Raw genomic sequence first — 23674 nt, 5'->3', positions numbered from 1 at the left:
CGCAACAAAGGCGGCTTACCGCACCGTCGCACCCGCCGGCGGGATGCCTGCCTCAGCGGGCCAGTCGGGCGCGCGCTTGTCGATGAAAGCCTGGATGCCCTCCAGCGCCGCGGGGTCCATCAGGTTGCAGGCCATGGCCTGGCCGGCGAGGGCGTAGGCCTGCTCGATGCCCGTCTCGGCCTGCTTGTAAAAGAGCGTCTTGCCCAGCGCAATGGCCGCCCGTGGCTTGGCCAGGATGCGCGCCAGCAGCGCCTGCACCTCGTCGTCAAGCCGCTCCAGCGGCACCACGCGGTTGACCTGCCCGCGTGCGCGAGCCTCCTCCGCGCTGATGAAGTCGCCGGTGAGCAGCATCTCCATCGCCTGCTTGCGGCCCACGTTGCGCGAGAGCGCCACGCTGGGCGTGGAACAAAAAATCCCCAGGTTCACGCCGCTCACGGCAAAGCGCGCGCTGTCGGCCGCCACGGCCAGGTCGCACATGGCCACGAGCTGGCAGCCTGCGGCGGTGGCCACCGCGTGCACGCGCGCGATCACGGGCACGGGCAGGCGCTGCAGCGCCAGCATCACGCGCGTGCAGCGCGCGAACAGTTCCTCGGCGCGGGCCTGCGAGGGGTCGGCGCGCATCTCGTGCAGCGAGTGGCCGGCGCAGAAGGCCTTGCCCGTGCCGGCGATCACGACGGCGCGCACGCGCTCGTCGCGGGCGATGGCGTCGAGCTCGCGCTGCAGCGCGGCGAGCATTTCGTCAGACAGGGCGTTGAGCGCCTGCGGCCGGTTGAGCGTGAGCGTGGCCACGCCGCGGGCGTCGGTCTCGCGCAACAGGCAGGGGGTATCGGTGGTGGGTGTCAAGTGGGTCTCCTGGGTTGTCATGAGGGGCCGGCGGGGACGGAGCCCCTGGCTCTGATGATTCTGCCCAGCCGGGCACCCTTGCCGCACCGCGGCAGGCCGGCTTTCACCGGCCGCCCGCCGAAATCAGGCCAGCACCCTGAACTCGATGCGCCGGTTGCGGGCGCGGCCTTCGGGGCTGGCGTTGTCGGCCACCGGGCGGTCGGGGCCGGCGCCGGAGGTTTCGATGTCCTGTGCCGCGATGCCCTTGCCCACCAGGTAGGCCTTGACCGTCGCGGCCCGCGCTGCCGAGAGCGCCAGGTTCGCCGCGCGCGTGCCGCGGTCGTCGGTGTGGCCCACCACCTCGAAGCGCCGCCCGCTGAACTGGCGCAGCAGCGGAACCAGCTCATCCAGCACCTGCATGCCCAAGGGCGTGAGCCTGGCGTTGCCGGGCTCGAAGGCGATGGTGCGCCGCGCCAGCGCCGCGTCCAGCACCCGCTGCGCGGGCGCGCTCACGCGCAGGCCGTCGCGCACCGTGTAGGTCGGGTTGTCCAGCCCCGTCACCATGCGGTCCAGCAGCTGCTGGCGCACCGTCTCGCTCTCCGCCCGGCCGTCGATCTCCACCACGTTGCCGTTGATGCGCAGCCGGCCCTGCGATACCTGCAGCAGCTCCGGCATGAGCACGCGCTGCACGTGCTGCGTCCACTGCGGCGGGGCGACGAGCTTGTCGATGCCCAGCTGGTCCACCACGCGCTCGGCGCCGTAGAGCTCGCGCACACGCGCCAGGATCGCCGCGCGCGTGGCCTCGTCCGGCACCACGCCGGACACCACCACCTTGCCGGCGACCCTCGGCACCGCCGCGCCAGCCGCCTCGGATTGCGCCCGCACCGAGGGCGGCCAGGCGCCGACGGCCAGCATCAGCGCGACAGCCGCCGCCGGCACGGTGCGGCGGCGGGGCGGAAGGTGAAGTTTGGGCATCGCTCACTCCCCGAGAAAACAGGCCTTGAAGGACTCAACCGCCTGGCGCAACGACAACCCGTCCTGGCGCAGGTGCGCGTCGAGCTTGCGCAGCGCGGCGTCCCGCGCGACGTGCGTGTCCACCCACGACGGCGCTTGCAACTCGATGAAGGCCACGCCGCCGCGCTGCGGGTCGAACAGCGCCTGCAGCATGGCCGGCGAGGCGCCGGCGAAGCCCACCACCAGCGAGGCCGTGCCGCCGCGCTGCGCGCTCGGCAGCAGCAGCACCAGCTCGAAATCGCCGTGCGCCAGGAAGGGCGCGAGCAATTGCATCCACAGCGCGGCCACGCCGCTGGCGTGCTGTGCCGGCAACGGCAGCCGCAGGCCCTTGTCCAGCCGCGACACGCCGCTGGCGCGCACCGGCTGCAGCAGCAGCCCCAGGCCGAGCAGCGCGCGCCGCAGGTCGAAATCCGGGTAGCTGCGCTGCAGCAGCGCCTGCAGCCCGCCCAGGCTGCAGCCCGCCACGAAGTCCAGCCAGTGCCGCGCCCAGCCCTCGGCCGTGGTCTCGATCTCCAGCGCCAGGCGTGGCGCCTCGGCCAGCACCGGCGCCACGTCGTCGGCGCTGCAGGCGCGGTGGACGAAGCCCTCCAGCTGGCGCCAGGGCGCTTCCAGTGCCAGCGGCGCGTGCGCCAGGAAGTGCTGCGGCGCATCGCCGGTCTGGAAGGCGGCCAGGGCGACGAAGGGGAAGCGCCGGCCCGAGGCATCGGCGCTGGGCGCGACATGGCCGGCCAGCGCGATGCGGCTGCGCGCACCCAGCACGGCAAAGCGCGCGGCCTCGGCGCGGTCGTAGAGCTGCTTCCAGCGCGGGTCCACCGAGAGCTGCGCCAGCCCCTGGCTCAGCCACCGGTCCAGCAACTGCGTCAGCGCCGCCTGGCGCGCGCTGCGCACGAAGTCGCTGCGCGAGCGCACCTTGCCGAACCAGCACAGCGTGTCGGCCGGGCGGCTCACCGCGCCGCTCCCGGGGCCGCCAGCGCCGCCACCGTCGCCGTGCCCGGGGCGTCCTGGCCGGCCACCAGGCTGGGCAGCGACAGGCCACGCAGGCCGCCGCCGCCACCTCTCCTGCCACCCGTGGACGCCGCGGACGCCGGCCCGGGGCTGGTGACGGCGCGGTAGTGCACCGTGATCGCCTGGGTCCCTTCGCCCCAGCTCAGCTCGCGCACGCCGTCGGGCAGCTTGCGCACCTGCGCGGCGTCGATCAGTCGCTCGAAACCATAGGCGCCTGGCGTGTTGAACAGCTCCAGCGCCCGCCCGTCCAGCGCGATGCCGCTCAGCCGCGCTCCGGGCGTGGCACCGGCCTTGGGCCATACGAAGCCGGTCCAGTCGGCCGCGCCGTTGCGGTAGCGCAGCACCTGGCCGTCGATCTCCAGCGTGTACTCGACGAAACCCGGCGCCCCCACGGGCAGCAGCTGGAAGCTGGCCTGGACGGCGGAAGCCGCCTCCGGTGCGCCCGGGTTGGCCCCGCCGCCACCGGCCGCGCCGTCCAGCGGCGCCACCCAGGCCGGCAGCCCCTGCACGAAGGCCGGCCGCAGCCGCAGGCCCAGCTGCGCCCACTGGCGCGGCGCAATGTCGTCGCCGCGGCGCATCACCAGCGGCCCCATCACCTCGGTGGCGAAGCGCGCCACGGCGCCCGTGGGGCCGAAGACGCGCGCGACCTCCGGCGCCGCCGCTTCCACCCGCGACGCCGGGTCGAAGGGATATTTGCCGGCCAGCGCCTGCTGGAAGGGCTGCAGCACCTGCGCCGCCCATAGCCGGTTGAGCTCGGTCTCGGCCGGCGGTACCAGCACCGCGAAGGACATCATCAGCGGCCGCAGCAGCAGCGGCTTGAGCGCCGCGGTGCCGCCTTCGGCACCGGCGCCCAGCATCCGCTCCTCCACGAAGCGCAGCGCCTCCGACAGCTCCGAGCCGCCGCCCTCGAAGGTCGCGGCCATCAGCGCCCGCGCACCCGGGCCCGCGTCGCCCTGGGTGCGGATGGTGTTGAAGCGGCTGCGCAGCCGGCCCAGGTGCTGCAGGTAGCCGTCCAGCAGCGAGGCGCCGCCGTCGCGCGCGGCCAGCAGCCGCGCCAGCGCCGCGAACTCGCGGCCCACGGGGCCCAGCGCCATGGACTCCACGGAATCGCCGCGCCGGTTCCCGGGGCCGGCGTCGAGCTTCACCTCCACCGGCGCCGGCGACCAGCGCTGCACCGACTGCCGCAGCCACTCGACCAGGCCCGCCTGGGCCTGGGCCGTGGCCTGCTGCGCCAGCGGCGAGGGGGTGTCCCAGGCGGTCTGCGCCGATACCGCGAGCAGCAGCTTGCGGATCGGCGACTCGGCCGGGTCGCCCAGCCGGTTCATGTGCGCCGCCGCGGCGTCGAAGCCGCCGAACTCCGCCACCGCGACGCTCTGCATGAAGCGCTGCCACTCGCGCACGTACTCGGCCTTGTAGAGCTCGGTGAGCGTGCGCCGGATCTGCTGCGGGCTGCCTTGCAGCGAGAGGTCGTCGCGCGTGGCCGTGCGCAGCACCCAGTCGGCGCTTTGCAGCTCGCCGTGCGCGGCCTCCTTGATGGCGCCTTCCACGTAGCCCTGCCAGGCCTCGCGCGTGAAGGCGCCCGACACCACGTGGCTGCCGGCCAGCAGCGCCTGGTCGCGCTCGCCCACGATGGCGGCCACTGTCACGGGGGCGTGGCGGGTGGAGGCGCGCGCCTTGATGTCGGCGTACACGCGCTCGATGGCGGGCGTGCCCTGCACCACGCGGCGCAGCTGCTCGCGGGTCTGGTCCACCAGGGCGAAGTTGCTGTCGATGACCGGGAACAGCGGGTCTTGCAACTGCGCCATGGCGAAGGAGATGAGCCGTTCGGCGCTGCGCAGCAACTGCTCGCGCGGCATGGTGCCGCGGTTGTCGTCGAGCCAGCCGCGCCAGAAGCGCGTGATCTGGTCGGCGAGGTGGCCGCTGTCCATGCGCTGGCGCTCGGCCAGCATCAGGTACGTCTTGAGCGCCTTGTAGGCCTCCTCGGCGTCGGTGGGCGAAGGCTGCGCGTAGCGCGTGCCCGTGGCGGCGGTGGTGGCCGCAGCGATGGACGGGGTGGCCGCCGGGGCGGTCGCCGTGCCGGCGCGGGACACGGGCCGCAGCTCGTCGGCGTGCCGGTTGACCTCGGCCAGGTAGGCCTCCAGCACCTGCGCCACCGGCTCCAGCATCACGCGGCGCAGGCCCAGGAAACAGGCCTGGCGCAGCCGCAGCTCGACGGCATCGCCCTGGTACAGGCCCAGCCCCACCGTCCAGGGCCGCTGTGCGCGCCAGGCCGCCAGCTCCTCGGCGCGGTTCTGCAGCAATTCCAGCGCCTCGATGCGCGAGGCCAGGTCCAGCCGTCCCTCCTGCAGGCGCAGCGCCTTGTCCAGGTCGGCCTGCACGCTCGCCACCAGCTGCCGGTTGCCGGCGTAGGACCAGGACCACAGTGCCAGCACCGCTGCCAGCGTCAGCACGCCGCCGGCATAGCTTGCCGTGCGCAGCCGCTGCCGGGCAGGGCTGGCGTGGCGCCGCATCAGGTCGCGGTCGGCAAAGATCACCTCGGAGAACAGGTCCTTGAGGAAGTAGCCGTGCTCGGTGGCCTGGGGTTCGGACACGGCGGCTGGCGGCGCCGCCAGCCCGAACTGCTCGGCCACGGCACGGCCGGCCGGTGCCTGCTGCTCGCCGGTCTGTACCGCGCTGGTGAAGTAGAAGCCCCGCAGCAGCGGCCGGACCTGGAAGCGGTTGTCCTCGAACAGCGTCGCGACGAAGGCGCGCAGCGCCGGCTGCAGCGCGGCGAACTCCAGCGGAAAGGCCAGCACCGCCGGCGGCAGCGGCTCACCGCGGTGCAGCGCCATGCGCGCCAGCGCCGTGCTCTTCAAACCCTCGCGCAGCGCGTTGAAGTGGCGGTCGAAGAGGTCGGCTGCGTCGTCCTCCGCCGCGCCCTGGCAGGGCAGCGTGGCGCCCCAGACCTGCTCGCGCTCGCGCGGGTCGTGGTCGGCGAAGAAGTCGGCGAAGCCCGTGATCAGGTCGGCCTTGGTGAAGAGCAGGTACAGCGGGGCATGCACTTCCAGCGTGTCGGTGAGCTCCTGCACGCGGGCGCGAAGCTCGCTCGCGTGGCGCAGCACCTCGTCGGGCGCGGCGTCGCGCAGCGCGGCCACGCTGGCGGCGACCACGATGCCGTTGATCGGCGCGCGGGACCGGTGCTGGCGCAACAGCCCGAGGAAGGCCAGCCACTCCGCGCGGTGCTCCTGCTCCACGGTGTAGCGGCCGGCGGTGTCGAGCAGGATGCCCTCGCTGGTGAAGAACCAGTCGCAGTCGCGCGTGCCGCCGATGCCGCGCAGGATGTTGTCCTTGCCGTGCGGGAAGGGGAACTTCAGTCCCGACTGCACGATGGCCGTGCTCTTGCCCGCGGAGGGCCGTCCGATCAGCATGTACCAGGGCAGCTCGTACAGCGCCGCGCGCCCGCCGCGGTGGCCCAGGCGCGACTGCTTGATGGTGCGGATGGCCTCCTGCAGCCGCTGGCGCAGCGCCTTCTCGTCCTCATCCTCGGCGGACGGGGACGCGCGCACGGCCTGCGCCATGTCCTGGTCCAGCGCCTGCTCCAGCCGCGTGGCCTGGCGGCTGGAGTGCCAGCGGCCCCCGGCCCAGAAGGCCCCGTACAGCAGCAGTCCCGCGACGCCCAGGCCGAGCAGCGTCCAGGCCTTGAACGGGGTTGGCAGCGCGCTGGTGAGGAAGACCACCAGCACCACCGCCAGTGCCAGCACGAGCAGCGCGCGGGCACCGAACAACGACTGCAGGAACCGTTTCATGGGTCGGGCTCCGTGGAGGGAAGGGACGTTGCGGACCATGCGGCGAGCGCTTTCAGGAGGGCGCCGGGCCGCGGCGCCACTCGACGTGGCCGTAGTCCTTGAGCGAGCGCCAGGCGCCGCCCCAGGTCAGCCCCAGCGACTGCGCCACCGCGCCGTAGGCGGCGTAGCCCTGCAGGGCCCAGGGATCGCGCTCCGAGATCACGACGCGGCCGTCGCGCAGGAAGGCACAGTCGGCGGCCAGTCCGAACTGGTGGCGGCTCTCGTAGGGGCCGGCGCGCGTCACCGACGGTCCCAGTGCCGCCAGCTCGGCCTGCCGCTCGGGACTGCGGTAGCCCTCGATCAGCACCATCTCGTAGCCGTGGCGCTCGCGCATGAGCCTGAACACCAGCAGCAGCCGCTGGCGGAACTCCGCATCCAGCAGCTCCCATTGCCGGCTGGCATGGCGAGCCAGCGGGCGCCACGACTCGACCTCGGCCGTGGTGAACAGCGCCGGCGGCAGCGGTGGCGGCGGTACCAGCCGCTCGCCCTGCAGCAGTGCCGCGACTTGCGGGTCCACCGCGCGCGCGAGGGTGTCGTCGTAGCTGTCCACGCGTACCTCGCCACGCAGCAGCCAAGCCGCCAGCGGCAGCAGCGTCAGCACCGCCAGGGCCGCCGCCAGCGCTCCGGCGCGCCGGCGCAGCAGGCCAAAGGTGCGGACGCCACCACCTTGCAGCGCGTGGCCGATGCGGCGCAGGCCGTGCCCCCCGCGCCGCGCCCAGCGCACGCCCTGGCGTCGGCCGCGCGCGCACCAGCGGCGGACGCAACCAAACGCCTGCTCGCGCACGGGCGGGAGCAGCAGCAGCGCGGAGACGGGTACGGCCAGCAGCAGGTAGAGGAATACACCGAGCAGCATGGGCGGAGTGGCCGCTGCCGCCGGCCCAGCTGCAGGGGGCTTGTGCAAGGCCTGTAAAGGTTTTGCATGTAAATGTCGGGTGAGGACATTTCAGATAACCAGAGGAGCACGCCCGATGCACCCTCGATCGCGGGGCGGGCGGTGATGCTCCCAGCCCGGAGGGGCCGCCGCGCTGCCGAGACTGGCGCCCACGCTCCTTCAGGAAAAGGCTCCAGCCAGCGCATGCACATCCAGCACGACCCGGACGCGCGATCGCCGGCACCGCGTCCCAGCCTGCTCGTTGCGGGCGTATCCCGCGCCAGTCGCGGCGAAGCGGCGGCGCCGCCGCGCTTCTTGGACTCCGTGGACGGCGCACGGGCGCCAACGGCCGGTCCGGCCCTGCGCTGGGCCTGCAAGCCGGCGTGGCTGGCAGGCGGCGTGGCGCTGCTCGCGGGGGTCGGCATGGTGCTGGGCATCGGCCAGGGGGCCTCCGCGTGGCTGGAGCAGGAGGCGCCAGCCACCGCGGATGCGCCGCCGCGGCCTGCAGCCACGGCGGTGGACATCGCCGTGCCGGCGCGGGGCCCCGCCCGCATCGAAAGGCTGGAGACGGTGCCGCGGCCCGTGGCCCTCGCCGCGTCCACACCTGCCCCCGGCGCCGCCCAGGACCGGCCGGGATCGCCTGCAGCCATGGCGGCTGCCGCGGCCCACGGCCGGGCTCGGCCGCCGATGCCTCGGCGCCAGGAGGCGGCTGCCGCCGCGGACGCCGCCATGCCTGCCGAGGCCCTGGCCGACCCGCAAGCGTTGGAGAGCGTTCAAGCCGATGCGGACGCCGAATTGCTCCAGGCCGTCATGGCCTGGGACCAGCGCCATCCGCCGACCCCGGAGCGGGCCGCGGTGCCGGCGGCACGCGCATCCAGTTCGCCCTGATTCACGCCAACAACCTGGTTGAGATTGCAACCTCCAGGGACGGGGTTCGAAAAAAATTCAGGGGCCCTCTTGCAAGCTTCGTAAAAACCCTGCTATAGTCTTGCTTCTTCGACACCTGCCCAGGTGGCGGAATTGGTAGACGCACTAGTTTCAGGTACTAGCGGGTAACTCCGTGGAGGTTCGAGTCCTCTCCTGGGCACCAAGGTGGAAGAAGTATTCCGGGACCGGAATCCACCAGATCCCGGGCAGTTAGCTCAGCGGTAGAGCACTGCCTTCACACGGCAGGGGTCGCAGGTTCGAACCCTGCACTGCCCACCAAGAAGCAAAGCCCTGCAGATCCAGCGATCTGCAGGGCTTTTTGCCATGGCGGTTGCAATCTCAACTGGCGTGCGGCACTGCAGCCGCACGCGAGCGCCGCTTGGGCGCCGGGCTGGGCGCTGCGCACACGCAGGACGCGGCAGTCGGGACTGCGATGCCGCTGCCCTTTGAGTGGAACGATTCACGCTTGCCGGTGCGGTGCATTGCGCCGAGCCCGGCATCGGTGAAGCGAGGCGGTCACACTGCGGCGCGAACCCGACCGGACTGCCGCCAATGCCCCGTTTCCGCTCCGCGCTGTTTTCGTTCTGCCTCGTGGTGATGGCCGCGCTGCCGGCCGCGCCAGCTGCGGCCGCCGACTGGCGCACCGCCAGCCGCGAGCCCATGGGCCTGGCGCCCGACCCGGCGCAGGTGAAGGAAGCCGTGGTGCAGGTCTACGGCGCGCGCGTGGTCGGTGCCAAGGGCTTGTTCGGCGTGCACACCTGGGTGGCCGCGAAGCCCACCGGCGCGCCGGCCTGGACCATCTACGAGGTGGTGGGCTGGCGGCTGCGCTGGACCGACAACGTGGTCGTGATCCGCGAGGGTGCGCCCGATGCGCGCTGGTTCGGCTCCGTGCCCGAGCTCTATGCGCAGCGGCGCGGCGAGGGCGTGGATGCGCTGATCCGCCGCATCGACGCCGCCGCGCGCAGCTATCCCTACGCCGGCGAGTACCGGCTGTGGCCGGGCCCGAACTCCAACACCTTCACCGCCTGGATCAGCCGCGCCGTGCCCGAGCTGGAGCTGGACCTGCCGGCCACGGCCATTGGCAAGGACTTCACCGGCACCTCGCTCGTGGGCGCCGCGCCCAGCGGGCACGGCTTCCAGTTCTCGCTGGGCGGGTTGCTGGGGTTGTCGGTCAGCCCGGTGGATGGGCTGGAATTCAACCTGCTGGGACTGAATTTCGGCGTGAGCCCGCTGGGGCTGAAGTTGCCCTTCGTGGGGCGCATCGGCGGCTACAAGCCGCCGGCGCTGGCCGAGGGGCCGGCCTAACCCAACAACCTATCCAGCTCCGCCAGCATCCGCGGCAGGTCCAGCGGCTTGGTCCAGTAGGCCGCGAAGCCGGCGGCCTGCGCCGCCTCGATGTCGCTGGACATCGCCGCGGCCGACACCACGATCGCCGGCACCGCGCGCAGCACCTCGTGCTGGCGCAGCGTGGCCAGTACCTCGATGCCCATCATGTCCGGCAGGTGCATGTCCACCAGCAGCAGCCGCGGCGGCGAGCGCAGCGCCTCGTCGATACCGCTGCCGCCGTCCACTGCCACCTTCAGCGTCCACTGCGGCCGCATCTGGAACAGCGTCTGCATCAGCAGCGCGTTCACCGGGTTGTCCTCCACGTACAGCACGTCCACCTCGTGCGCGGCGGCCGGTGCCGCCACCACGCCCGGCGCCGCGGACGCTGGCAGCTTTCGCGGCAGGCCGGACGGCACCGCCTCGTCGGCATCCGAGCTCCAGTCCAGCCGCCGCCCCGGCAGCCCCACGGTGAACACCGAGCCGCGTCCCGGCGTGCTGGCCACGGCGATGCTGCCGTCCATCAGCGGCAGCAGCCGCTGCACCAGCGTCAGGCCCAGGCCCAGGCCCTTGATCGAGCCGCGCTCGGCGCCCAGCCGGTTGAAGGGCTGGAACAGCGCGGCCTGCTGCTGCTCGTTCAGGCCCACGCCGTCGTCGCTGATCTCGATGAGCACCCGCGCGTCGCCGTCCGCGCGTGCCGCCAGCCAGGCATGCCCGCCGGGCCGGTTGTAGAGCACCGCGTTGGACAGCAGGTGCCCCAGCACCTGCAGCAGCCGCCGCTCGTCGGCGCGCACGTGCAGCGCCGCCGGGGCGTCGGTGAGTTGCAGCATCACGCCATGCGCCTGCGACAGCGGACGCACCGACTGCAGCGCGTTCTCCAGCAGCGGCGCCAGCGGCAGCATGGTGGGCTGCAGCGCGGCGCGGTCGGCCTCGATGCGGGCGATGTCGAGCATGTCGTCCACCAGCCGCAGCAGCTCGCGCCCGGAGACGCCGATCAGGCTCAGTTGCCGCTTCTGCTCGCCGTCCAGCGAGCCGCCTTCGAGCTCCATCAGCTGCGCGAAGCCCAGAATGGCGTTGAGCGGCGTGCGCAGCTCGTGGCTGGCACGGGCCAGGAAGTCGTTCTTGGCCTGGCTGGCGCTCTCGGCCGCCTCCTTCTCGCGCGCGGCCTGCTCCATCGCCAGCTGCTCGGTGATGTCGTCCACGTAGCCGTGCCACAGCACCTGGCCGTCGCCGCCGATGCTGGGCATGGCCTGCAGCGCGTGCCAGCGCACCGTGCCGTCGCCATGGTTGACGCGGTAGCGCTCGCGCCAGGGCTCCTCGGCCCCCGGTAGCCCGTGCAGCACCGCGCGCACGCGATCACGGTCCTCGGGGTGGATGCGGTCCAGCCAGGCTGCGTCGCTTTCGTGCAGTTGCGCCTGCACCAGGCCGTAGAGGCGGCGCATGGCCTCGCTGGCATAGGCGAAGGCGCCATGCCCCTCGGCGCCGCGCACGTACTGGAACAGCATGCCCGGCGCCCGTTCCGCGGCGCGGCGGATGCGCAGCAGTTCGTCCTCCAGCCGCCGGCGCTCGCTCATGGGCAGCAGTACCAGGTCGATGTGCTGAGCCGCCTGGGGCGGCGGCGGCAGCGCGTGGGCGTAGGCCAGCACCTCGACCGCGCTCCCGTCCTGCGCGCGCAGTGCCAGCGCCAGCTCGCGCGCGCGCCCGTGCAGGCGCAGCAGCGGCACGAAGTAGCCGTAATAGAGCAGCCGGCCGCCGCCGGCCAGCAGCGTGTCGATGTGGCGGCCCACGAGGTCCGAGGCCTGTGCGCCCAGCAGCTCGCACAGCGGCGCGTTGACCAACTGCAGCCGGCCGTCGGCGCCGACGCGGGCCCAGGCGCAGGGCAGGTTGTCGGGGTTGATCCAGCCGGCCATCAGATCCTCAGCTCGCCCGCGATCAGCGTTGCCGTGCGCGCTGGTCGAAACCCAGCCCGTGCGCGAAGCGCAGCGCGCGCTCGCCGCGACCACTCACCCGATGGCGTTGCAACACATCCTGATCCATGTGTGGTGCCCTCCGGCGCTGAAGGCGTCGGGGGCAAGGATGGCACGAGGGCCCGCGCCTTGACGTAACCGGGTTGCGTACACGTCCCGGCCGCAACGGGAAGCACGGCAACCCGGCTGCCCGTCACGCCGGTGCCGCCACTGCTTCATTCATGAGCGGCCGGACCTGACGCAGCCGTGGCAGTAGCAACAGCGCGGTGGACCTAGATACCGTGAAAACCCTGATGCGCGGGCCCGATGGACGGGCAGCGGGCACGTGGCATGGGCCTTGCGCTTACACCGGCATTACAAGCATGGAAGGAGTCCATGATGAACCTGGCGCTGGACCAGGCCTGGAAGCGCGGCTTCAAGGCAGGCGAGGTGTTTTCGAAGCGCTGTCCCTATACCCAAGAGACGCCGGAGGCGCGCAGTTGGTTCGAGGGCTGGAACCATGGCTCGGCCAAGGCGCTGGGCTTCCCGCACCAGAGCCTGGAGGAGCGGTTCCTGCAACTGGTGCCGCCGAGGAGGCGGCGGAGACGGGCAGGCGATGTGGCTGATGCGACCGCAGTCGCATCAGCGAGTGAAGTTCAGCGGGCTGTAGGTTCCCGTTAGCTGTTAGCCACGGCGTATCGCACCCTGCTTCGTCATCCCCGCGCAGGCGGGACGAAGTAGCGGGCGAATCGGGTCAGCTCACGGGCGACACCCCTTCAGCCTCAAGCCTCCACGCTCCCGTCATGCATCCATGCCGCGTGCTTGGGCGCGCGCTTGGTGCGGTCCCACTCTTCGAGCATCGCCCACTTCACCTCGTCGAGCTGCTGGAGCATCTGGGGCGTGCCGCAGTCGGCGGCCAGCTCCAGGCGGTGGCCGTTGGGGTCGAAGAAATAGATGCTCTTGAAGATGGTGTGGTTCGTCGGGCCCACCACCTCGATGCCGGCGGCTTCCAGCCGGGCCTTGGTGGCCATCAGCGTGTCCACCGAGTCCACCTTCAGCGCCAGGTGCTGCACCCAGTTCGGCGTGTTGCGGTCGCGGTCCATCGGCGGCTGGCCCGGCAGCTCGAAGAAGGCCAGGATGTTGCCGTTGCCCGCGTCCAGGAAGATGTGCATGTACGGATCGGGCGCCTTGGTGGAGGGCACCTCGTTCTCCGCGATGGCGAGCACGAACTTCATGTCCAGGTGCTTGCCGTACCACTCGACGGTTTCCTTGGCGTCGCGGCAGCGGTAGGCGACGTGATGAACTCGTTGAATCAGCATCCGAATACTCCTTGATTGATCCGTTCGGGTTGGGTCGGGTTGGCGGCTCGGGGGCTCACACGCCTTCGCGTGCCAGCGCCATGGCCTCGCGCAGCACGGCGAGGTCGCCGATGTGGTTGCTCAGCAGCAGGATCAGCTTGGCGTTGACCAGCGCGCTCTCTTCGTCGCTGAGATCGCGGTGCATCTCGATAAGCGCTTCGTAGAAGTCGTCGCCGGGCGAGAAGTCGCGGATGGCGCGCTTGCCGGCTTCCTGGAAGTTGGGTTGCAGTTGGAGCGACATGGGGTGTTCCTTGGAGGTCAGGCGTTGCAGGTGGCACGGGCCACGGCTTGGCGCACCTTGGCGGCATCGACGCCGCGCCAGCGGGCGGCCAGGTGCTGGTCCGGGCGCAGCAGGAAGGCGCTGCCGTCGCGTGCGTCGTAGCGCTGCGCCACCAGGCCTTTGAGGTCCTGGATCACGCGCACGCCGGGCAGGTCCGCGGGCCTGGGCGAGACGACGATGGCCTCCACCGGGATGGGCGCGTCGCACAGCGCGGCCAGCAGCGCGCGGTCCACCGTCGAGGCGTCGTCCGCATACACCAGCAGCTGGAAGCGGTTGCCGACCTGGTCCAGCAGCCAGCCGTTCTTGCCCTGCACCGCGATGGGCGCGTCTTCCATGGGCGCGCCGGGCACCATGTGGCTGTTGAACTCGTCCGTGTCTGGCGTGTTCAGCGACGACGCGCTGTAGAAGGCGGGCACCGACAGGCGACCGGAGTTGACCAGCTTGCGCGCGAAGGCGTGCCGCTGCGCCAGCTGCAGCACCGCGTTGCGGAAGGCCTTGCTGGTGTTGCTCTTGGGCGTGATGAAGTCCGTCGAGCGCGTGGAATTCATGATGTTCTCGTCGGCCGCGTACACCCGCTCTTCGGAGTAGGTGTCCAGCAGCCTTTCGGGCGCCAGGCCGTCCATCACCAGCTTGAGCTTCCACACCAGGTTGTCGGTGTCCTGGATGCCGGAGTTCGCGCCGCGCGCGCCGAAGGGCGACACCTGGTGCGCGGCATCGCCGGCGAAGAGCACGCGGCCATGGTTGAAGCGCCCCATGCGCCGGCACTGGAAGGTGTAGACGCTGACCCACTCCAGCTCGAACTCCCGGTCGTCGCCCAGCATCGCCTTGATGCGCGGAATGACCTTCTCCGGCTTCTTCTCCTCCTCCGGGTCCACGTTCCAGCCGAGCTGGAAATCGATGCGCCAGACATCGTCCGCTTCGCGGTGCAGCAGCACGCTCTGGTTGCGGTGGAAGGGCGGGTCGAACCAGAACCAGCGCTCGGCCGGGAAGGCGGCTTTCATCACCACGTCGGCGATGAGGAAGCGGTCCATGAACACCTTGCCGTCGATGTCCAGGCCCAGCATGGTGCGGATGGGGCTGCGCGCGCCGTCGCACACGATCAGCCAGTCGGTCTCCAGCTCGTACACGCCATCGGGCGTCTGCACCTGCAGCGACACGTGCTCGCCCTGCGGCGTGACGGCGATGACCTTGTTCTTCCAGCGGATCTCGACGCCGGTCTCGCGGCACTTGGCGACCTGGTACTCCTCCAGGTAGTACTGCTGCAGGTTCACCATGCCCGGGCGCTTCTGGTCGGCCTCGGGCTGCAGATTGAAGTTGAAGACCTCGCCCTCGCCGAAGAAGGTGCGCCCGACGTTCCAGCCTACGCCCTTGTCCACCACCGGATCGCCCACGCCGATGCGGTCCAGGATCTCCAGCGCGCGCTTGGCGTAGCACAGCCCGCGCGAGCCCACCGAGACGGTGTCGTCGTCGTCCAGCACCACGACCGGGATGCCGTGCAGCCGGCAATCCAGCGCGGCGGCCATGCCCACCGGTCCGGCGCCCACGATCACCACGGGAAGGCGCCGCACGGCGCCGCCGTCCAGCTCCGGCGGCCGGCGGTATTCGAACTTGGGATAGGTGTAGGTCTTGAGCATGTCGTCTCCGTCCTCGTCTCAGGAATGCACCACGCCAGGCACGGCCGTGGCTCTTTTTGTTTGTGAATGATTAACAGATTTGTCTTTGGCAAACTTTGGCGCAAGTGTAGGCAGTACGTTCGCTAATGGCAAACAAGTTTGATAAGGGATAACTCGCACTTGCCAAGCGCACCTGCTTGACGCAGTTCGACACGCCGGACTGCCCACGGGCCGGACCTGTAAGCCGACGCAGGCATGCTTGCCGGCCGCGTTCTTTGGGGCGGGAAAGGACGCGCGGCAGGGTTCAGGAATTGCCCAAACCGCTGGTTACGCGTGAGAAAGGGAAAGTCGAGATGAATGTTCTGGTCACCGGCGGCGCCGGCTACATCGGCAGTTTGACGAGCGTGCAACTGCTGGCCGCCGGCATGCGTTCCGTGCTGTTGGACAACCTGTGCAACAGCAAGGTGGCGGTGCTGGACCGTATCGAGCAGGTGGCGGGCACGCGGCCGCGCTTCGTGCAGGGAGACATCCGCGACCGCACGTTGCTGGAGCGCGTGCTGCGCGAGGAAGGCATCGAGGCCGTGATCCACTTCGCCGGGCTGAAGGCGGTGGGCGAGTCGGTGGAGATCCCGCTGGCCTACTACGACAACAACGTGCATGGCACGCTGATGCTGCTGGAGGCGATGCGTGCGGCGAACGTGCGGACACTGGTCTTCAGTTCCTCGGCCACGGTGTACGGCGACGCGCAGGTGATGCCGCTGCGCGAGGACGCTCCCACCAGCGCCACCAACCCCTATGGCCGCACCAAGCTGATGGTGGAGCAGATCCTGGGCGACCTGGCCGTGTCGGACCCGGCTTGGTCACTCACGGCGCTGCGCTATTTCAACCCGGTGGGCGCGCACCCGAGCGGCCTGCTGGGCGAGGACCCGCAAGGCATTCCCAACAACCTCATGCCCTACATCGCGCAGGTGGCGGTGGGCCGGCGCGACAAGCTGCGTGTGTTCGGCAACGATTACCCCACGCCCGACGGTACCGGCGTGCGCGACTACATCCACGTGCTGGACCTGGCCGACGGCCACTTGGCCGCGCTGCGCCATGCCCATGGCCGGCCGGGCATGCACGTGTTCAACCTGGGTACCGGACACGGCAACAGCGTGCTGGAAATGCTGCAAGCCTTCGGCCGCGCCTGCGGCCGCGAGCTGCCCTACGAGTTCGCGCCACGCCGCCCCGGCGACGTGGCGAGTTGCTGGGCCGACCCGGCGCACGCCGAGCGCACGCTGGGCTGGCGCGCTACGCGCAGCCTCGACGAGATGTGCGCCGACACCTGGCGCTGGCAGTCGATGAATCCGAACGGGTATCCGGGCTGAACTGTACAAATGCCTTTGTGAAAGGCGCTTTTTGCAAACGATCCGGGGCCGGCAACAGCCGGCCCCGGATCGTCATGTGAACCCTAGCGGGTTCGCCGCTTCATTCCAGTTCTGCTTCGAGAGTGAAATAAGCCCCGTTCGCCCTGAGCTTGTCGAAGGGCTCAGCCCGAACGGTTTTCTTATTTCATGCTGACGAAGACTCGGAATCAGTCGCGGCCCCTGCCCGGGCGGTCCTTGCCGGGACGATCCTTGCCTGGACGGTCCCTGTCGTGGCCACGGCCCGGGCCGCCCTTGGGCGGTTCCGGTTTGGCCGAGCCCGACTTGGCGAACGCGGGCGCGGCCGACAGCGTCAGGATCGCTGGCGCCACGTAAGCGCCGCGTTTGACAAAGTTGCGCCGGGAACTATTGGGTACCGTCATCTTCCATCTCCTTGAAGGTTTGCTCGTGGCTCAGACCGAACTGCTCCTGGGCCGAGCAGGGCCGAACGTCCGGGCCGGTTCACTGCTCAACGATGGCCCGGACGCACGGACCTTTGGGCAATCCAAACGCCCATCAGGTTCTGCAGCGGGGCCTGCTTTGCGGGAGCGTGTTCAAGGGGGAAGCTGCAAGGAACTTCCTGGGGCGCTCAAGGCTTGTGCATCTTCGGCCGCGTCCTCGCGCGCCGCGGGCAGGGCAGTGGTCAATCGCAGCCGGCGCGCGGGGTGCGATGCGGGTAGCCTCGGCCCACGCCCGAAGAGCTGTTCGCGCAACGTGCCCGCGGCATAGCCGGTGGCGTAGCGGCCGCGCTGCTGAAGCTCCGGCACCACGAGCTCGACCACGTCCCGCAGCGTCTCGTGTGCCAGCGCGTAGCTGAGGTTGAAGCCATCGACGCCGCTGTTGTCGGCCCATTGTTCGAGTTGGTCCGCCACCTGCGCCGGTGACCCGACGATGACCGGGCCGCGCCCGCCCAGCCCGATGAAGCGTGCCGCCTCGCCCACGGTCCAGCGCCGCCCCGTCGGCGTCTGGCTGAAGGCCGCCAGCGCCGTGCGCTCGGCCTCGGCGATCACGGCCTCGATGGGCTCATGGCGCGCATGGCGGCTGAAGTCGATGCCGGTCCAGCCCGACAGCAGCGCCAGCGCGCCTTCCACGTCCACGTAGCGCAGCAACTCCATGTGCTTTTCCTGCGCCTCGGTCGAGGTCGGTGCGGTGATGACCAGGGCCTGGGCGTAGATGAGCAGTTCCTCGCGCGCACGGCCCGCCGCCGCCAGTGCCTGTCCGAGCTGCTGTACCTGGCGCCGCACTACCGCGATGCTCGGCCCGCTGAGGTAAACCACCTCGGCGTGGCTGGCCGCCATCTGCAGCGCGGACGCCGAGGCGCCGGCCTGCATCTGCAGCACCGGCGTGCGCTGCGGCGAGGGTTCGCACAGGTGGATGCCGGGCACGTCGAAATAGCGCCCGCGGTGGCCGATGGAGTGCACCTTGGCCGGGTCGGTGTAGACGCCGCCGGCGGGGTCGCGCCGCACCGCGTCCTCTTCCCAGCTCGCCTCCCAGAGCTTGTAGGCCACCTCCAGGTACTCCTCGGCCAGCGCGTGGCGCTCCTGTGGCGCGAGCGGGTGTGCCAAGCCCAGATTGCGGTCGGCACTGTCGAAGCAGCGGGTGGTGATGTTCCAGCCCACGCGGCCTTGCGTGAGGTGGTCCAGCGTCGAGAGGCGGCGCGCGAAGAGGTAGGGATGCTCGTAGGCGACGGCGCTGGTCAACCCGAAGCCCAGGTACCGCGTGGCCTGCGCCATCAGCGGCACCAGCGCCAGCGGGTCGTTCACGGGCACCTGCACGCCATGCCGCAGCGCGGCCTCGGGGCTGTTGCCAAACACGTCGTTGACGCCCAGCACATCGGCGAAGAGCACGCCGTCAAAGCAGCCGCGCTCCAGCAGCTGCGCCAGCTCCGCCCAGTGCCTGGCCTGGATGTAGAGGTGCGAAGCGTCGCGCGGGTGCCGCCACAGGCCCAGAGCCTGGTGCGAGGCCGCGTTCATCTGGAACGCGTTGAAGCGGATGCGGCGCGCCATGGCAGCTACGGGCGGGCGCTGCATTCCTTGCGGAAAAAAACACGCCGGGGCGAAGAAATATGCGGCATCGCGTCCTGCTTGAAATGGCGTCCGGGCCACTCTAGGCAGCCCGCATGCCGCGAACAAGAACGCTTTTCGACCATGGATATGCAGCCGTTGGCGCTCTGCAATTGGTGGTTGCTCACTTTGGCGTTGCGGCACCTTCGTCCTTGAACGGGTTGCGCTCGCGCAGCTCGTCCACGTAGTGCTGCATGCCGGCCCCTTCGCGGGCCAGGAAGTCCGCCACCGCGTCGGCAAAGCGCGCGTCGGCCAGCCAGTGCGCGGACTGCGTGCGCACCGGCAGCAGCCCGCGAGCCATCTTGTGCTCGCCTTGCGCGCCACCCTCGAAGGCTTCGTAGCCGTGCTCGATGCACCAGCGCAGCGGCTGGTAGTAGCAGGCATCGAAGTGCAGGCAGGGCACGACCTCGACGCTGCCCCAGTAGCGCCCGTAGGCGCGTTTGCGCTCGGGGTCCAGCACCACCAGCGAGGCCGCGATGGGCTCGTCGCCGCGCCGCGCCACGAACAGCAGCCAGTGGCGCGGCATGGTGCGCGCGACCTCCCGGAAGAAGGCGCGCTCCAGGTAAGGTGCGGAGCCGTGGGCGTGGTAGGTGAGGGTGTAACAGCGGTAGAAGAAGTCCCACAGGTCTTCCGTGATCGCTTCGCCCTCGTGCGCCGTGAAGCGCACGCCGGCCTCGGCCACGCGGCGCTGCTCCTGGGCGATCTTCTTGCGCTTCTCGCGCTGCAGGCTGTGCAGGAAGGCGTCGAAGCTGGGCCAGGGCGCCTGCGGCGGCTGGGTCCAGTGGAACTGCACCCCCTCGCGCAGCATCCAGCCCGCGCGCTCCAGCGCGGCGGCGTCGGGCGCGTCCATGAACAGCAAGTGCGCGGAGGACAGCCGCTGCTGCCGCGCCAGCGCCAGCAGCGCCTGCGCCAGCACGGCGCGCGTGCCTTCGTCGCGCGCCAGCAGCCGCGTGCCCGGCACGGGCGTGAAGGGCACGGCAGCGAGCAGCTTGGGGTAGTACTTCAGGCCGTGGCGGCGGTAGGCGTCGGCCCAGGCCCAGTCGAAGACGTATTCGCCATAGGAGTGACTCTTCAGATAGAGCGGGCAGCCGCCCAGCAGTTCGCCGTCCGCCGTCTCTACGGTCATGAAGCACGGCGCCCAGCCCGTGGGGCGCGCGGCGGATCTGGAGCTGTGCAGCGCCCGCAGGTAGGCCATGCGCATGAAGGGCGTGGGCGTGGCCTGCTGCTCCAGCAGCGCGTCCCAGGCGGCGGGGTCGATGCGCTCCGGGCTGTCGTGCACCTGGATCACGAGGCCGTCCGTGGACAGTGCGGCGCGGGCATTCAGGAGCTTGTCGGGATGGGAAGCCATGGGCCCCGATTCAACCGTAGCCCTGGCCTTCGTGCAGGCAGTGGGCGCAGTGCCCCGACGAGATCGCCGCGAGCCGCGGCCCCGAAGGTGGCAAGGCCGGGCGGCGCGCAGGACACGCGCGGCTCGAATCCCCGGGCCACCGGGGCTTCGCACCCCCCGTTACGATCCTGGGCATGGCATTCGAACTGAAACACGAGGCGGTCGAGGGCGAGGCGCCCGAGGCCGTGCATGAGGACCGGCTGTGGATCGACAACGGCTGGACGGCCAAGGTCGTCAAGAACGAGGACGACGACGGCTGGGCGGTGGCGATGACGCGCCACGGCGAGTCGGAGCCGGCACTGGTGGGCCCGTGGACCATGGGCCGCGACAAGAAGAACCCCAAGCCGCTGGACGTGAACGCCTTCAACACGCTGGTGAAGACCGCCACCGAGGTGCGGCGCCGGGCCGAGCAGCATCAGCACGCGATGCTGAACAAGAGCGTCAAGGTCAGTACCGATGAAGGGCAGGTCGCCGTGGCGCTGGAGATCGTGCCCGACGAGTACGAGCCCTACGCGGTGCTGTCGGCGCGGGATGCCTTCGGCGAGGAGATCGCCAGCTGCCGCGTGCGGCCAACCTTCAAGCTCAACGCCGCCAGCGCGCTGGCCTGGATCGAGAGCGGCTACCGCAAACCGGCCTGAGCTCGGGCGACCCTTACATATCTATAAAGCGACGCGGCCGGCGCCCTCATCAGGCGCCGGCCGCGTTTCTTCAGGGTCCGGGGTGGCGCCTCAGTCCCGCGCCGCCGCCAGGGACTTGTTCAGCCGCAGCGCCAGCAGGGTGCAGATCACGCCGGAGAGCAGGTAGAAGCTCACGGCGATGAGGCCGAAGCGCTGCGACAGGCCCAGCGCCACCAGCGGGGCGAAGGCCGCGCCGATGAGCCAGGCCACGTCGGCGGTGAGCGCCGCGCCGGTGTAGCGGAAGTGCGGCAGGAAGTTCGAGGTCACGGAGCCCGAGGACTGGCCGTAGGACAGGCCCAGCAGCACGAAGCCCACCAGCACGAAGGCGGCCTGGCCCTGCACGTCGCCGCCCAGCAGCCAGGGCGCGGCGAAGCCGAAGATGCCGATGAGCACCGCCAGCGTGCCCAGCGTGCTGCGCCGGCCGATACGGTTGGCGATCAGGCCCGACACCGGCATGGCCGCGCCGGCCAGCAGCGCGCCCACGATCTGCACTTCCAGAAAGTCGCCCACGGACGCGTTGGTCTGCAGCTGGATCCACGACAGCGGGAACACCGTCACGATGTGGAACAGGGCGAAGCTCGCCAGCGCCGCGAAGGCGCCGATGAAGATGTTGGCGCGCTGGCCCTGGCCGCTGCTCATCAGGTCGCGCACGCGGCAGGGTTCGAGCTCGTGCGCCTGCAGCGCGCTTTCATATTCGTGCGTCACCACCAGGCGCAGCCGCGCGAAGGTTGCCACCACGTTGATCGCGAAGGCCACGTAGAAGGGGAAGCGCCAGCCCCACTCCATGAAGTCCTCCGTCGAGAGGTTGTTCCAGAGGTAGGCGAAGAGGCTGGCGGCGATGAGAAAGCCCAGGGGCGCGCCGAGCTGGCCCAGCATCGCGTACCAGCCGCGGCGGTTCTCCGGCGCGTTGATGGCCAGCAGCGAGGGCAGCCCGTCCCACGTGGCGCCCAGCGCGATGCCTTGCATGCAGCGGAACAGCACCAGGAACGCCACGGCCCAGAAGCCCAGCCGCTCGAAGTCGGGCAGGAAGGCCATGCCGGCGGTGGCGGTGCCCAGCAGCAGCATGGCCGTGCCCAGCTTGTAGCTGCGGCCGAAACGGCGCTGGATCGCCATGCCCAGCAGCGTGCCCAGCGGCCGCACCACGAAAGCGAGCGCGAATACCGTGAAGGCGTAGAGCGTGCCCACCAGGCGGCTCTCGGCGAAGGGGAAGTACACCGCCGGGAAGGCCAGCACGCAGGCCAGGCCGAAAACAAAGAAATCGAAGTACTCGGAGGAGCGCCCCACGACCACGCCAACCGCGATGTCTCCGGGGGCGACCCCGGAGTGGTCCGGTGACGCGTTGCCGGGCTTGCCGCTGAAGCCTTGCGGCGGGAGCGGAGGTTGCTGCGGGCTCAGCAGCGGGTTCATCGCCGGGGTGGAAGGTGTTGCCATGGCGCAAGGAAGTGGGTCGGTGCTGGGACAATATGTCCAATCGTTGATTCAGATCAAGCAGGCTACATTCCCGCGCGTTGCGCGCATGCCTGGCCGGCGCCTGCCCGGAAGTTCAACGATGACCATCAAGCCTTTACAACGTACTCCCCTGGCGCGTGCCGCGCTACCTTTGCTGACTTTGATGCTGGGCGGCTGCGACATGGTCGTGATGAACCCGTCCGGCGACATCGCCGCGCAGCAGGCGGACCTGGTGCGCACCGCGACGTACCTGATGCTGCTGATCATCGTCCCGGTGATCCTGCTGACGCTGCTGTTCGCTTGGCGCTACCGCGCCTCGAACAAGAACGCGCCCTACACCCCGGACTGGGACCACTCCACGCGGCTGGAGCTGGTGATCTGGGGCGCGCCGCTGCTGATCATCATCGCGCTGGGCGCGGTGACCTGGATCAGCACCCACAAGCTCGACCCCTTCCGCCCGCTGGAGCGCCTGGACGCGCAGCGCCCGCTGCCGGCGGACGCCAAGCCGCTGGTGGTGCAGGCCGTGGCGCTGGACTGGAAATGGCTGTTCATCTACCCGGAGCAGGGCGTGGCCACGGTCAACGAGCTGGCCGCGCCGGTGGACCGGCCGATCCGCTTCCACATCAGTTCCTCCACGGTGATGAACACCTTCTACGTGCCGGCGCTGGCGGGGATGATCTACGCCATGCCGGGCATGGAGAGCCAGCTCAATGCCGTGATCAACCAGGCCGGCGTGTACGAGGGCCTGTCGGCCAACTACAGCGGCGACGGCTTCTCGCACATGCGCTTCAAGTTCCACGGCCTGTCGGACGCGGACTTCGATGCCTGGGTGCAGCGCAACCGCACCGAGGGCCAGGGCCAGGTGCTCAGCCGCGAGGCCTACCTGAAGCTGGAGCAGCCCAGCGAGCGCGAGCCGGTGCGCCGCTTCTCGCAGGTCGATCCCAAGCTGTTCGAGGCCATCATCGGCCGCTGCGTGGACAGCTCCAAGATGTGCCTGCACCAGATGATGGCCATCGACGCCGCGGGCGGCGGCGGCAAGGGCGGCATCGACGGGCTGACGCGCCGCAACTGGCGCGGCACCGAGCGCACCGCGGTGGCGGCGCTGTGCACGCCCACCAACCTCTACGGCGAGGCCGATCCACTGCGCGCCATCAACGCCGCGACCGCGCAGCCCTGAGCCGGGCCGCGCACACACGCTCAAGACGCTTCCAGCTTTTTCGGGAAGACACCAGATGACTGCTGATCCAAGAGAAGAGGCCGGGCTGCTGCTCGGCCGCCTGGGCTGGGACGACATCCCCCTCCACGAACCCATCCTCATCGCCACTTTCGCCGCCGTCGTCCTCGGCGGCCTGGTGGTGATGGCGGGCATGACCAAGTACCGGCTCTGGGGCCCGCTGTGGCGCAACTGGATCACCAGCATCGACCACAAGAAGATCGGGATCATGTACATGATCCTGGGCCTGATCATGCTGCTGCGCGGCTTCGCCGATGCGCTGATGATGCGCACGCACCAGGCCATGGCCTTCGGCGAGTCTGCGGGCTACCTGCCGCCGCACCACTACGACCAGATCTTCACGGCCCACGGCGTGATCATGATCTTCTTCGTGGCGATGCCCTTCGTCACGGGCTTCATGAACTACGTGGTGCCGCTGCAGATCGGCGCGCGCGACGTGGCCTTCCCGTTCCTGAACAACTTCAGCTTCTGGATGACC

20 protein-coding genes and 2 tRNA genes are annotated in these 23674 nt (G+C 70.4%); 9 read left to right on the top strand and 13 right to left on the bottom strand.

Going from position 1 to position 23674, the window contains the following annotated elements:
- Nucleotides 1–15 precede the first annotated feature (15 nt).
- The 5 genes from Q0741_RS20820 to Q0741_RS20800 all read right to left on the bottom strand — a co-directional run bounded on the left by Q0741_RS20820 (nt 16) and on the right by Q0741_RS20800 (nt 7518).
- Nucleotides 16–843, bottom strand: a complete 828-nt coding sequence (locus Q0741_RS20820; RefSeq protein ID WP_298235107.1) for an enoyl-CoA hydratase — start codon at nt 841–843, stop codon at nt 16–18.
- Nucleotides 844–966: 123 nt separating this feature from the next.
- The gene (locus tag Q0741_RS20815) at nt 967–1797 is read right to left on the bottom strand and encodes an OmpA family protein (RefSeq protein WP_298235106.1); all 831 of its coding nucleotides are present in this window, start codon (nt 1795–1797) and stop codon (nt 967–969) included.
- 3 nt (nt 1798–1800) lie between these two features.
- Nucleotides 1801–2784 carry a type VI secretion system-associated protein TagF gene (tagF, locus tag Q0741_RS20810; protein WP_298235105.1) on the bottom strand — a complete coding sequence of 328 codons (984 nt, stop codon included), beginning with the start codon at nt 2782–2784 and terminating at the stop codon, nt 1801–1803.
- Nucleotides 2781–6626: a type VI secretion system membrane subunit TssM gene (gene tssM / locus Q0741_RS20805; protein ID WP_298235104.1), complete on the bottom strand. Its 3846-nt coding sequence runs from the start codon at nt 6624–6626 to the stop codon at nt 2781–2783. The genes tagF and tssM overlap by 4 nt, the downstream gene beginning before the upstream one ends.
- Before the next feature lie 52 nt (nt 6627–6678).
- Nucleotides 6679–7518: a M15 family metallopeptidase gene (locus tag Q0741_RS20800; protein ID WP_298235103.1), complete on the bottom strand. Its 840-nt coding sequence runs from the start codon at nt 7516–7518 to the stop codon at nt 6679–6681.
- Nucleotides 7519–7740: 222 nt separating this feature from the next.
- On the opposite strand from Q0741_RS20800, the gene Q0741_RS20795 reads away from it, so the two are divergent.
- The 4 genes from Q0741_RS20795 (at nt 7741) to Q0741_RS20780 (ending at nt 9768) form a co-directional block, all read left to right on the top strand.
- A complete protein-coding gene (locus tag Q0741_RS20795) occupies nt 7741–8424 on the top strand; it encodes a hypothetical protein (protein WP_298235102.1) in 684 nt (227 codons plus the stop codon).
- A 117-nt stretch (nt 8425–8541) separates the two neighbouring features.
- A tRNA-Leu gene (locus tag Q0741_RS20790) sits at nt 8542–8626 on the top strand.
- Nucleotides 8627–8667: 41 nt separating this feature from the next.
- Nucleotides 8668–8742, top strand: a tRNA-Val gene (locus Q0741_RS20785).
- 273 nt (nt 8743–9015) lie between these two features.
- A complete protein-coding gene (locus Q0741_RS20780; protein ID WP_298235101.1) occupies nt 9016–9768 on the top strand; it encodes a DUF3750 domain-containing protein in 753 nt (250 codons plus the stop codon).
- Here the strand turns inward: Q0741_RS20780 and Q0741_RS20775 are convergent.
- Nucleotides 9765–11696 carry a hybrid sensor histidine kinase/response regulator gene (locus tag Q0741_RS20775; RefSeq protein ID WP_298235100.1) on the bottom strand — a complete coding sequence of 644 codons (1932 nt, stop codon included), beginning with the start codon at nt 11694–11696 and terminating at the stop codon, nt 9765–9767. The two genes, Q0741_RS20780 and Q0741_RS20775, sit on opposite strands and share 4 nt — an antisense overlap.
- A 435-nt stretch (nt 11697–12131) precedes the next feature.
- Here Q0741_RS20775 and Q0741_RS20770 point away from each other — a divergent pair, with 435 nt between their 5' ends.
- The gene (locus Q0741_RS20770; RefSeq protein ID WP_298235099.1) at nt 12132–12413 is read left to right on the top strand and encodes a hypothetical protein; all 282 of its coding nucleotides are present in this window, start codon (nt 12132–12134) and stop codon (nt 12411–12413) included.
- 101 nt (nt 12414–12514) lie between these two features.
- Here the strand turns inward: Q0741_RS20770 and Q0741_RS20765 are convergent, their stop codons facing one another.
- The 3 genes from Q0741_RS20765 to Q0741_RS20755 are packed head-to-tail and all read right to left on the bottom strand — an operon-like array spanning nt 12515 to nt 15004.
- Nucleotides 12515–13051 (bottom strand): VOC family protein, encoded by a 537-nt coding sequence (locus Q0741_RS20765; protein ID WP_298235098.1) that lies wholly within the window; start codon nt 13049–13051, stop codon nt 12515–12517.
- A 55-nt stretch (nt 13052–13106) separates the two neighbouring features.
- Nucleotides 13107–13331, bottom strand: coding sequence for a DUF2783 domain-containing protein (locus Q0741_RS20760; RefSeq protein ID WP_298235097.1), 225 nt, complete (start codon nt 13329–13331; stop codon nt 13107–13109).
- Nucleotides 13332–13348: 17 nt separating this feature from the next.
- The gene (locus Q0741_RS20755) at nt 13349–15004 is read right to left on the bottom strand and encodes an FAD-dependent oxidoreductase (protein ID WP_298235096.1); all 1656 of its coding nucleotides are present in this window, start codon (nt 15002–15004) and stop codon (nt 13349–13351) included.
- A gap of 332 nt (nt 15005–15336) precedes the next feature.
- On the opposite strand from Q0741_RS20755, the gene galE reads away from it, so the two are divergent.
- A complete protein-coding gene (gene galE, locus Q0741_RS20750; protein ID WP_298235095.1) occupies nt 15337–16350 on the top strand; it encodes a UDP-glucose 4-epimerase GalE in 1014 nt (337 codons plus the stop codon).
- Nucleotides 16351–16556: 206 nt separating this feature from the next.
- Here galE and Q0741_RS20745 read toward each other — a convergent pair whose 3' ends face one another.
- The 3 genes from Q0741_RS20745 to Q0741_RS20735 form a co-directional block, all read right to left on the bottom strand.
- Nucleotides 16557–16769 carry a hypothetical protein gene (locus Q0741_RS20745; protein ID WP_298235094.1) on the bottom strand — a complete coding sequence of 71 codons (213 nt, stop codon included), beginning with the start codon at nt 16767–16769 and terminating at the stop codon, nt 16557–16559.
- Nucleotides 16770–16940: 171 nt separating this feature from the next.
- Nucleotides 16941–18392 (bottom strand): LLM class flavin-dependent oxidoreductase, encoded by a 1452-nt coding sequence (locus Q0741_RS20740; RefSeq protein WP_298235093.1) that lies wholly within the window; start codon nt 18390–18392, stop codon nt 16941–16943.
- 181 nt (nt 18393–18573) lie between these two features.
- Nucleotides 18574–19797, bottom strand: coding sequence for a GNAT family N-acetyltransferase (locus Q0741_RS20735; RefSeq protein WP_298235092.1), 1224 nt, complete (start codon nt 19795–19797; stop codon nt 18574–18576).
- Between the two features lie 173 nt (nt 19798–19970).
- Here Q0741_RS20735 and Q0741_RS20730 point away from each other — a divergent pair, with 173 nt between their 5' ends.
- On the top strand, nt 19971–20474 hold the full coding sequence (locus tag Q0741_RS20730; protein WP_298235091.1) for a hypothetical protein: 504 nt from the start codon (nt 19971–19973) through the stop codon (nt 20472–20474).
- A 90-nt stretch (nt 20475–20564) separates the two neighbouring features.
- On the opposite strand, the gene Q0741_RS20725 is transcribed toward Q0741_RS20730, so the two are convergent.
- On the bottom strand, nt 20565–21944 hold the full coding sequence (locus Q0741_RS20725) for an MFS transporter (protein WP_298235090.1): 1380 nt from the start codon (nt 21942–21944) through the stop codon (nt 20565–20567).
- 118 nt (nt 21945–22062) lie between these two features.
- On the opposite strand from Q0741_RS20725, the gene cyoA reads away from it, so the two are divergent.
- A complete protein-coding gene (cyoA, locus tag Q0741_RS20720) occupies nt 22063–23139 on the top strand; it encodes a ubiquinol oxidase subunit II (RefSeq protein ID WP_298235089.1) in 1077 nt (358 codons plus the stop codon).
- Between the two features lie 55 nt (nt 23140–23194).
- Nucleotides 23195–23674: cbb3-type cytochrome c oxidase subunit I (locus tag Q0741_RS20715; RefSeq protein ID WP_298235088.1), on the top strand; the 480-nt coding region annotated here is incomplete at its 3' end.

The sequence above is a fragment of the uncultured Azohydromonas sp. genome, assembly GCF_937926365.1.
Lineage (GTDB): Bacteria > Pseudomonadota > Gammaproteobacteria > Burkholderiales > Burkholderiaceae_C > Azohydromonas.
Note: the sequence above shows the minus strand (reverse complement) of the source record. Positions and strands in the feature narration are given on the sequence as shown.

What these genes read in the sequence shown, in the direction of transcription:
- Q0741_RS20760 (WP_298235097.1), bottom strand. Translation starts at nt 13,331, where the DNA reads ATGTCGCTCCAACTGCAACCCAACTTCCAGGAAGCCGGCAAGCGCGCC.
- Q0741_RS20730 (WP_298235091.1), top strand. Translation starts at nt 19,971, where the DNA reads ATGGCATTCGAACTGAAACACGAGGCGGTCGAGGGCGAGGCGCCCGAG.
- Q0741_RS20770 (WP_298235099.1), top strand. Translation starts at nt 12,132, where the DNA reads ATGAACCTGGCGCTGGACCAGGCCTGGAAGCGCGGCTTCAAGGCAGGC.
- Q0741_RS20745 (WP_298235094.1), bottom strand. Translation starts at nt 16,769, where the DNA reads ATGACGGTACCCAATAGTTCCCGGCGCAACTTTGTCAAACGCGGCGCT.
- Q0741_RS20735 (WP_298235092.1), bottom strand. Translation starts at nt 19,797, where the DNA reads ATGGCTTCCCATCCCGACAAGCTCCTGAATGCCCGCGCCGCACTGTCC.
- Q0741_RS20765 (WP_298235098.1), bottom strand. Translation starts at nt 13,051, where the DNA reads ATGCTGATTCAACGAGTTCATCACGTCGCCTACCGCTGCCGCGACGCC.
- cyoA (WP_298235089.1), top strand. Translation starts at nt 22,063, where the DNA reads ATGACCATCAAGCCTTTACAACGTACTCCCCTGGCGCGTGCCGCGCTA.
- Q0741_RS20780 (WP_298235101.1), top strand. Translation starts at nt 9,016, where the DNA reads ATGCCCCGTTTCCGCTCCGCGCTGTTTTCGTTCTGCCTCGTGGTGATG.
- Q0741_RS20795 (WP_298235102.1), top strand. Translation starts at nt 7,741, where the DNA reads ATGCACATCCAGCACGACCCGGACGCGCGATCGCCGGCACCGCGTCCC.
- Q0741_RS20740 (WP_298235093.1), bottom strand. Translation starts at nt 18,392, where the DNA reads ATGGCGCGCCGCATCCGCTTCAACGCGTTCCAGATGAACGCGGCCTCG.
- Q0741_RS20755 (WP_298235096.1), bottom strand. Translation starts at nt 15,004, where the DNA reads ATGCTCAAGACCTACACCTATCCCAAGTTCGAATACCGCCGGCCGCCG.
- Q0741_RS20725 (WP_298235090.1), bottom strand. Translation starts at nt 21,944, where the DNA reads ATGGCAACACCTTCCACCCCGGCGATGAACCCGCTGCTGAGCCCGCAG.
- Q0741_RS20775 (WP_298235100.1), bottom strand. Translation starts at nt 11,696, where the DNA reads ATGGCCGGCTGGATCAACCCCGACAACCTGCCCTGCGCCTGGGCCCGC.
- galE (WP_298235095.1), top strand. Translation starts at nt 15,337, where the DNA reads ATGAATGTTCTGGTCACCGGCGGCGCCGGCTACATCGGCAGTTTGACG.
- Q0741_RS20800 (WP_298235103.1), bottom strand. Translation starts at nt 7,518, where the DNA reads ATGCTGCTCGGTGTATTCCTCTACCTGCTGCTGGCCGTACCCGTCTCC.
- tssM (WP_298235104.1), bottom strand. Translation starts at nt 6,626, where the DNA reads ATGAAACGGTTCCTGCAGTCGTTGTTCGGTGCCCGCGCGCTGCTCGTG.
- Q0741_RS20815 (WP_298235106.1), bottom strand. Translation starts at nt 1,797, where the DNA reads ATGCCCAAACTTCACCTTCCGCCCCGCCGCCGCACCGTGCCGGCGGCG.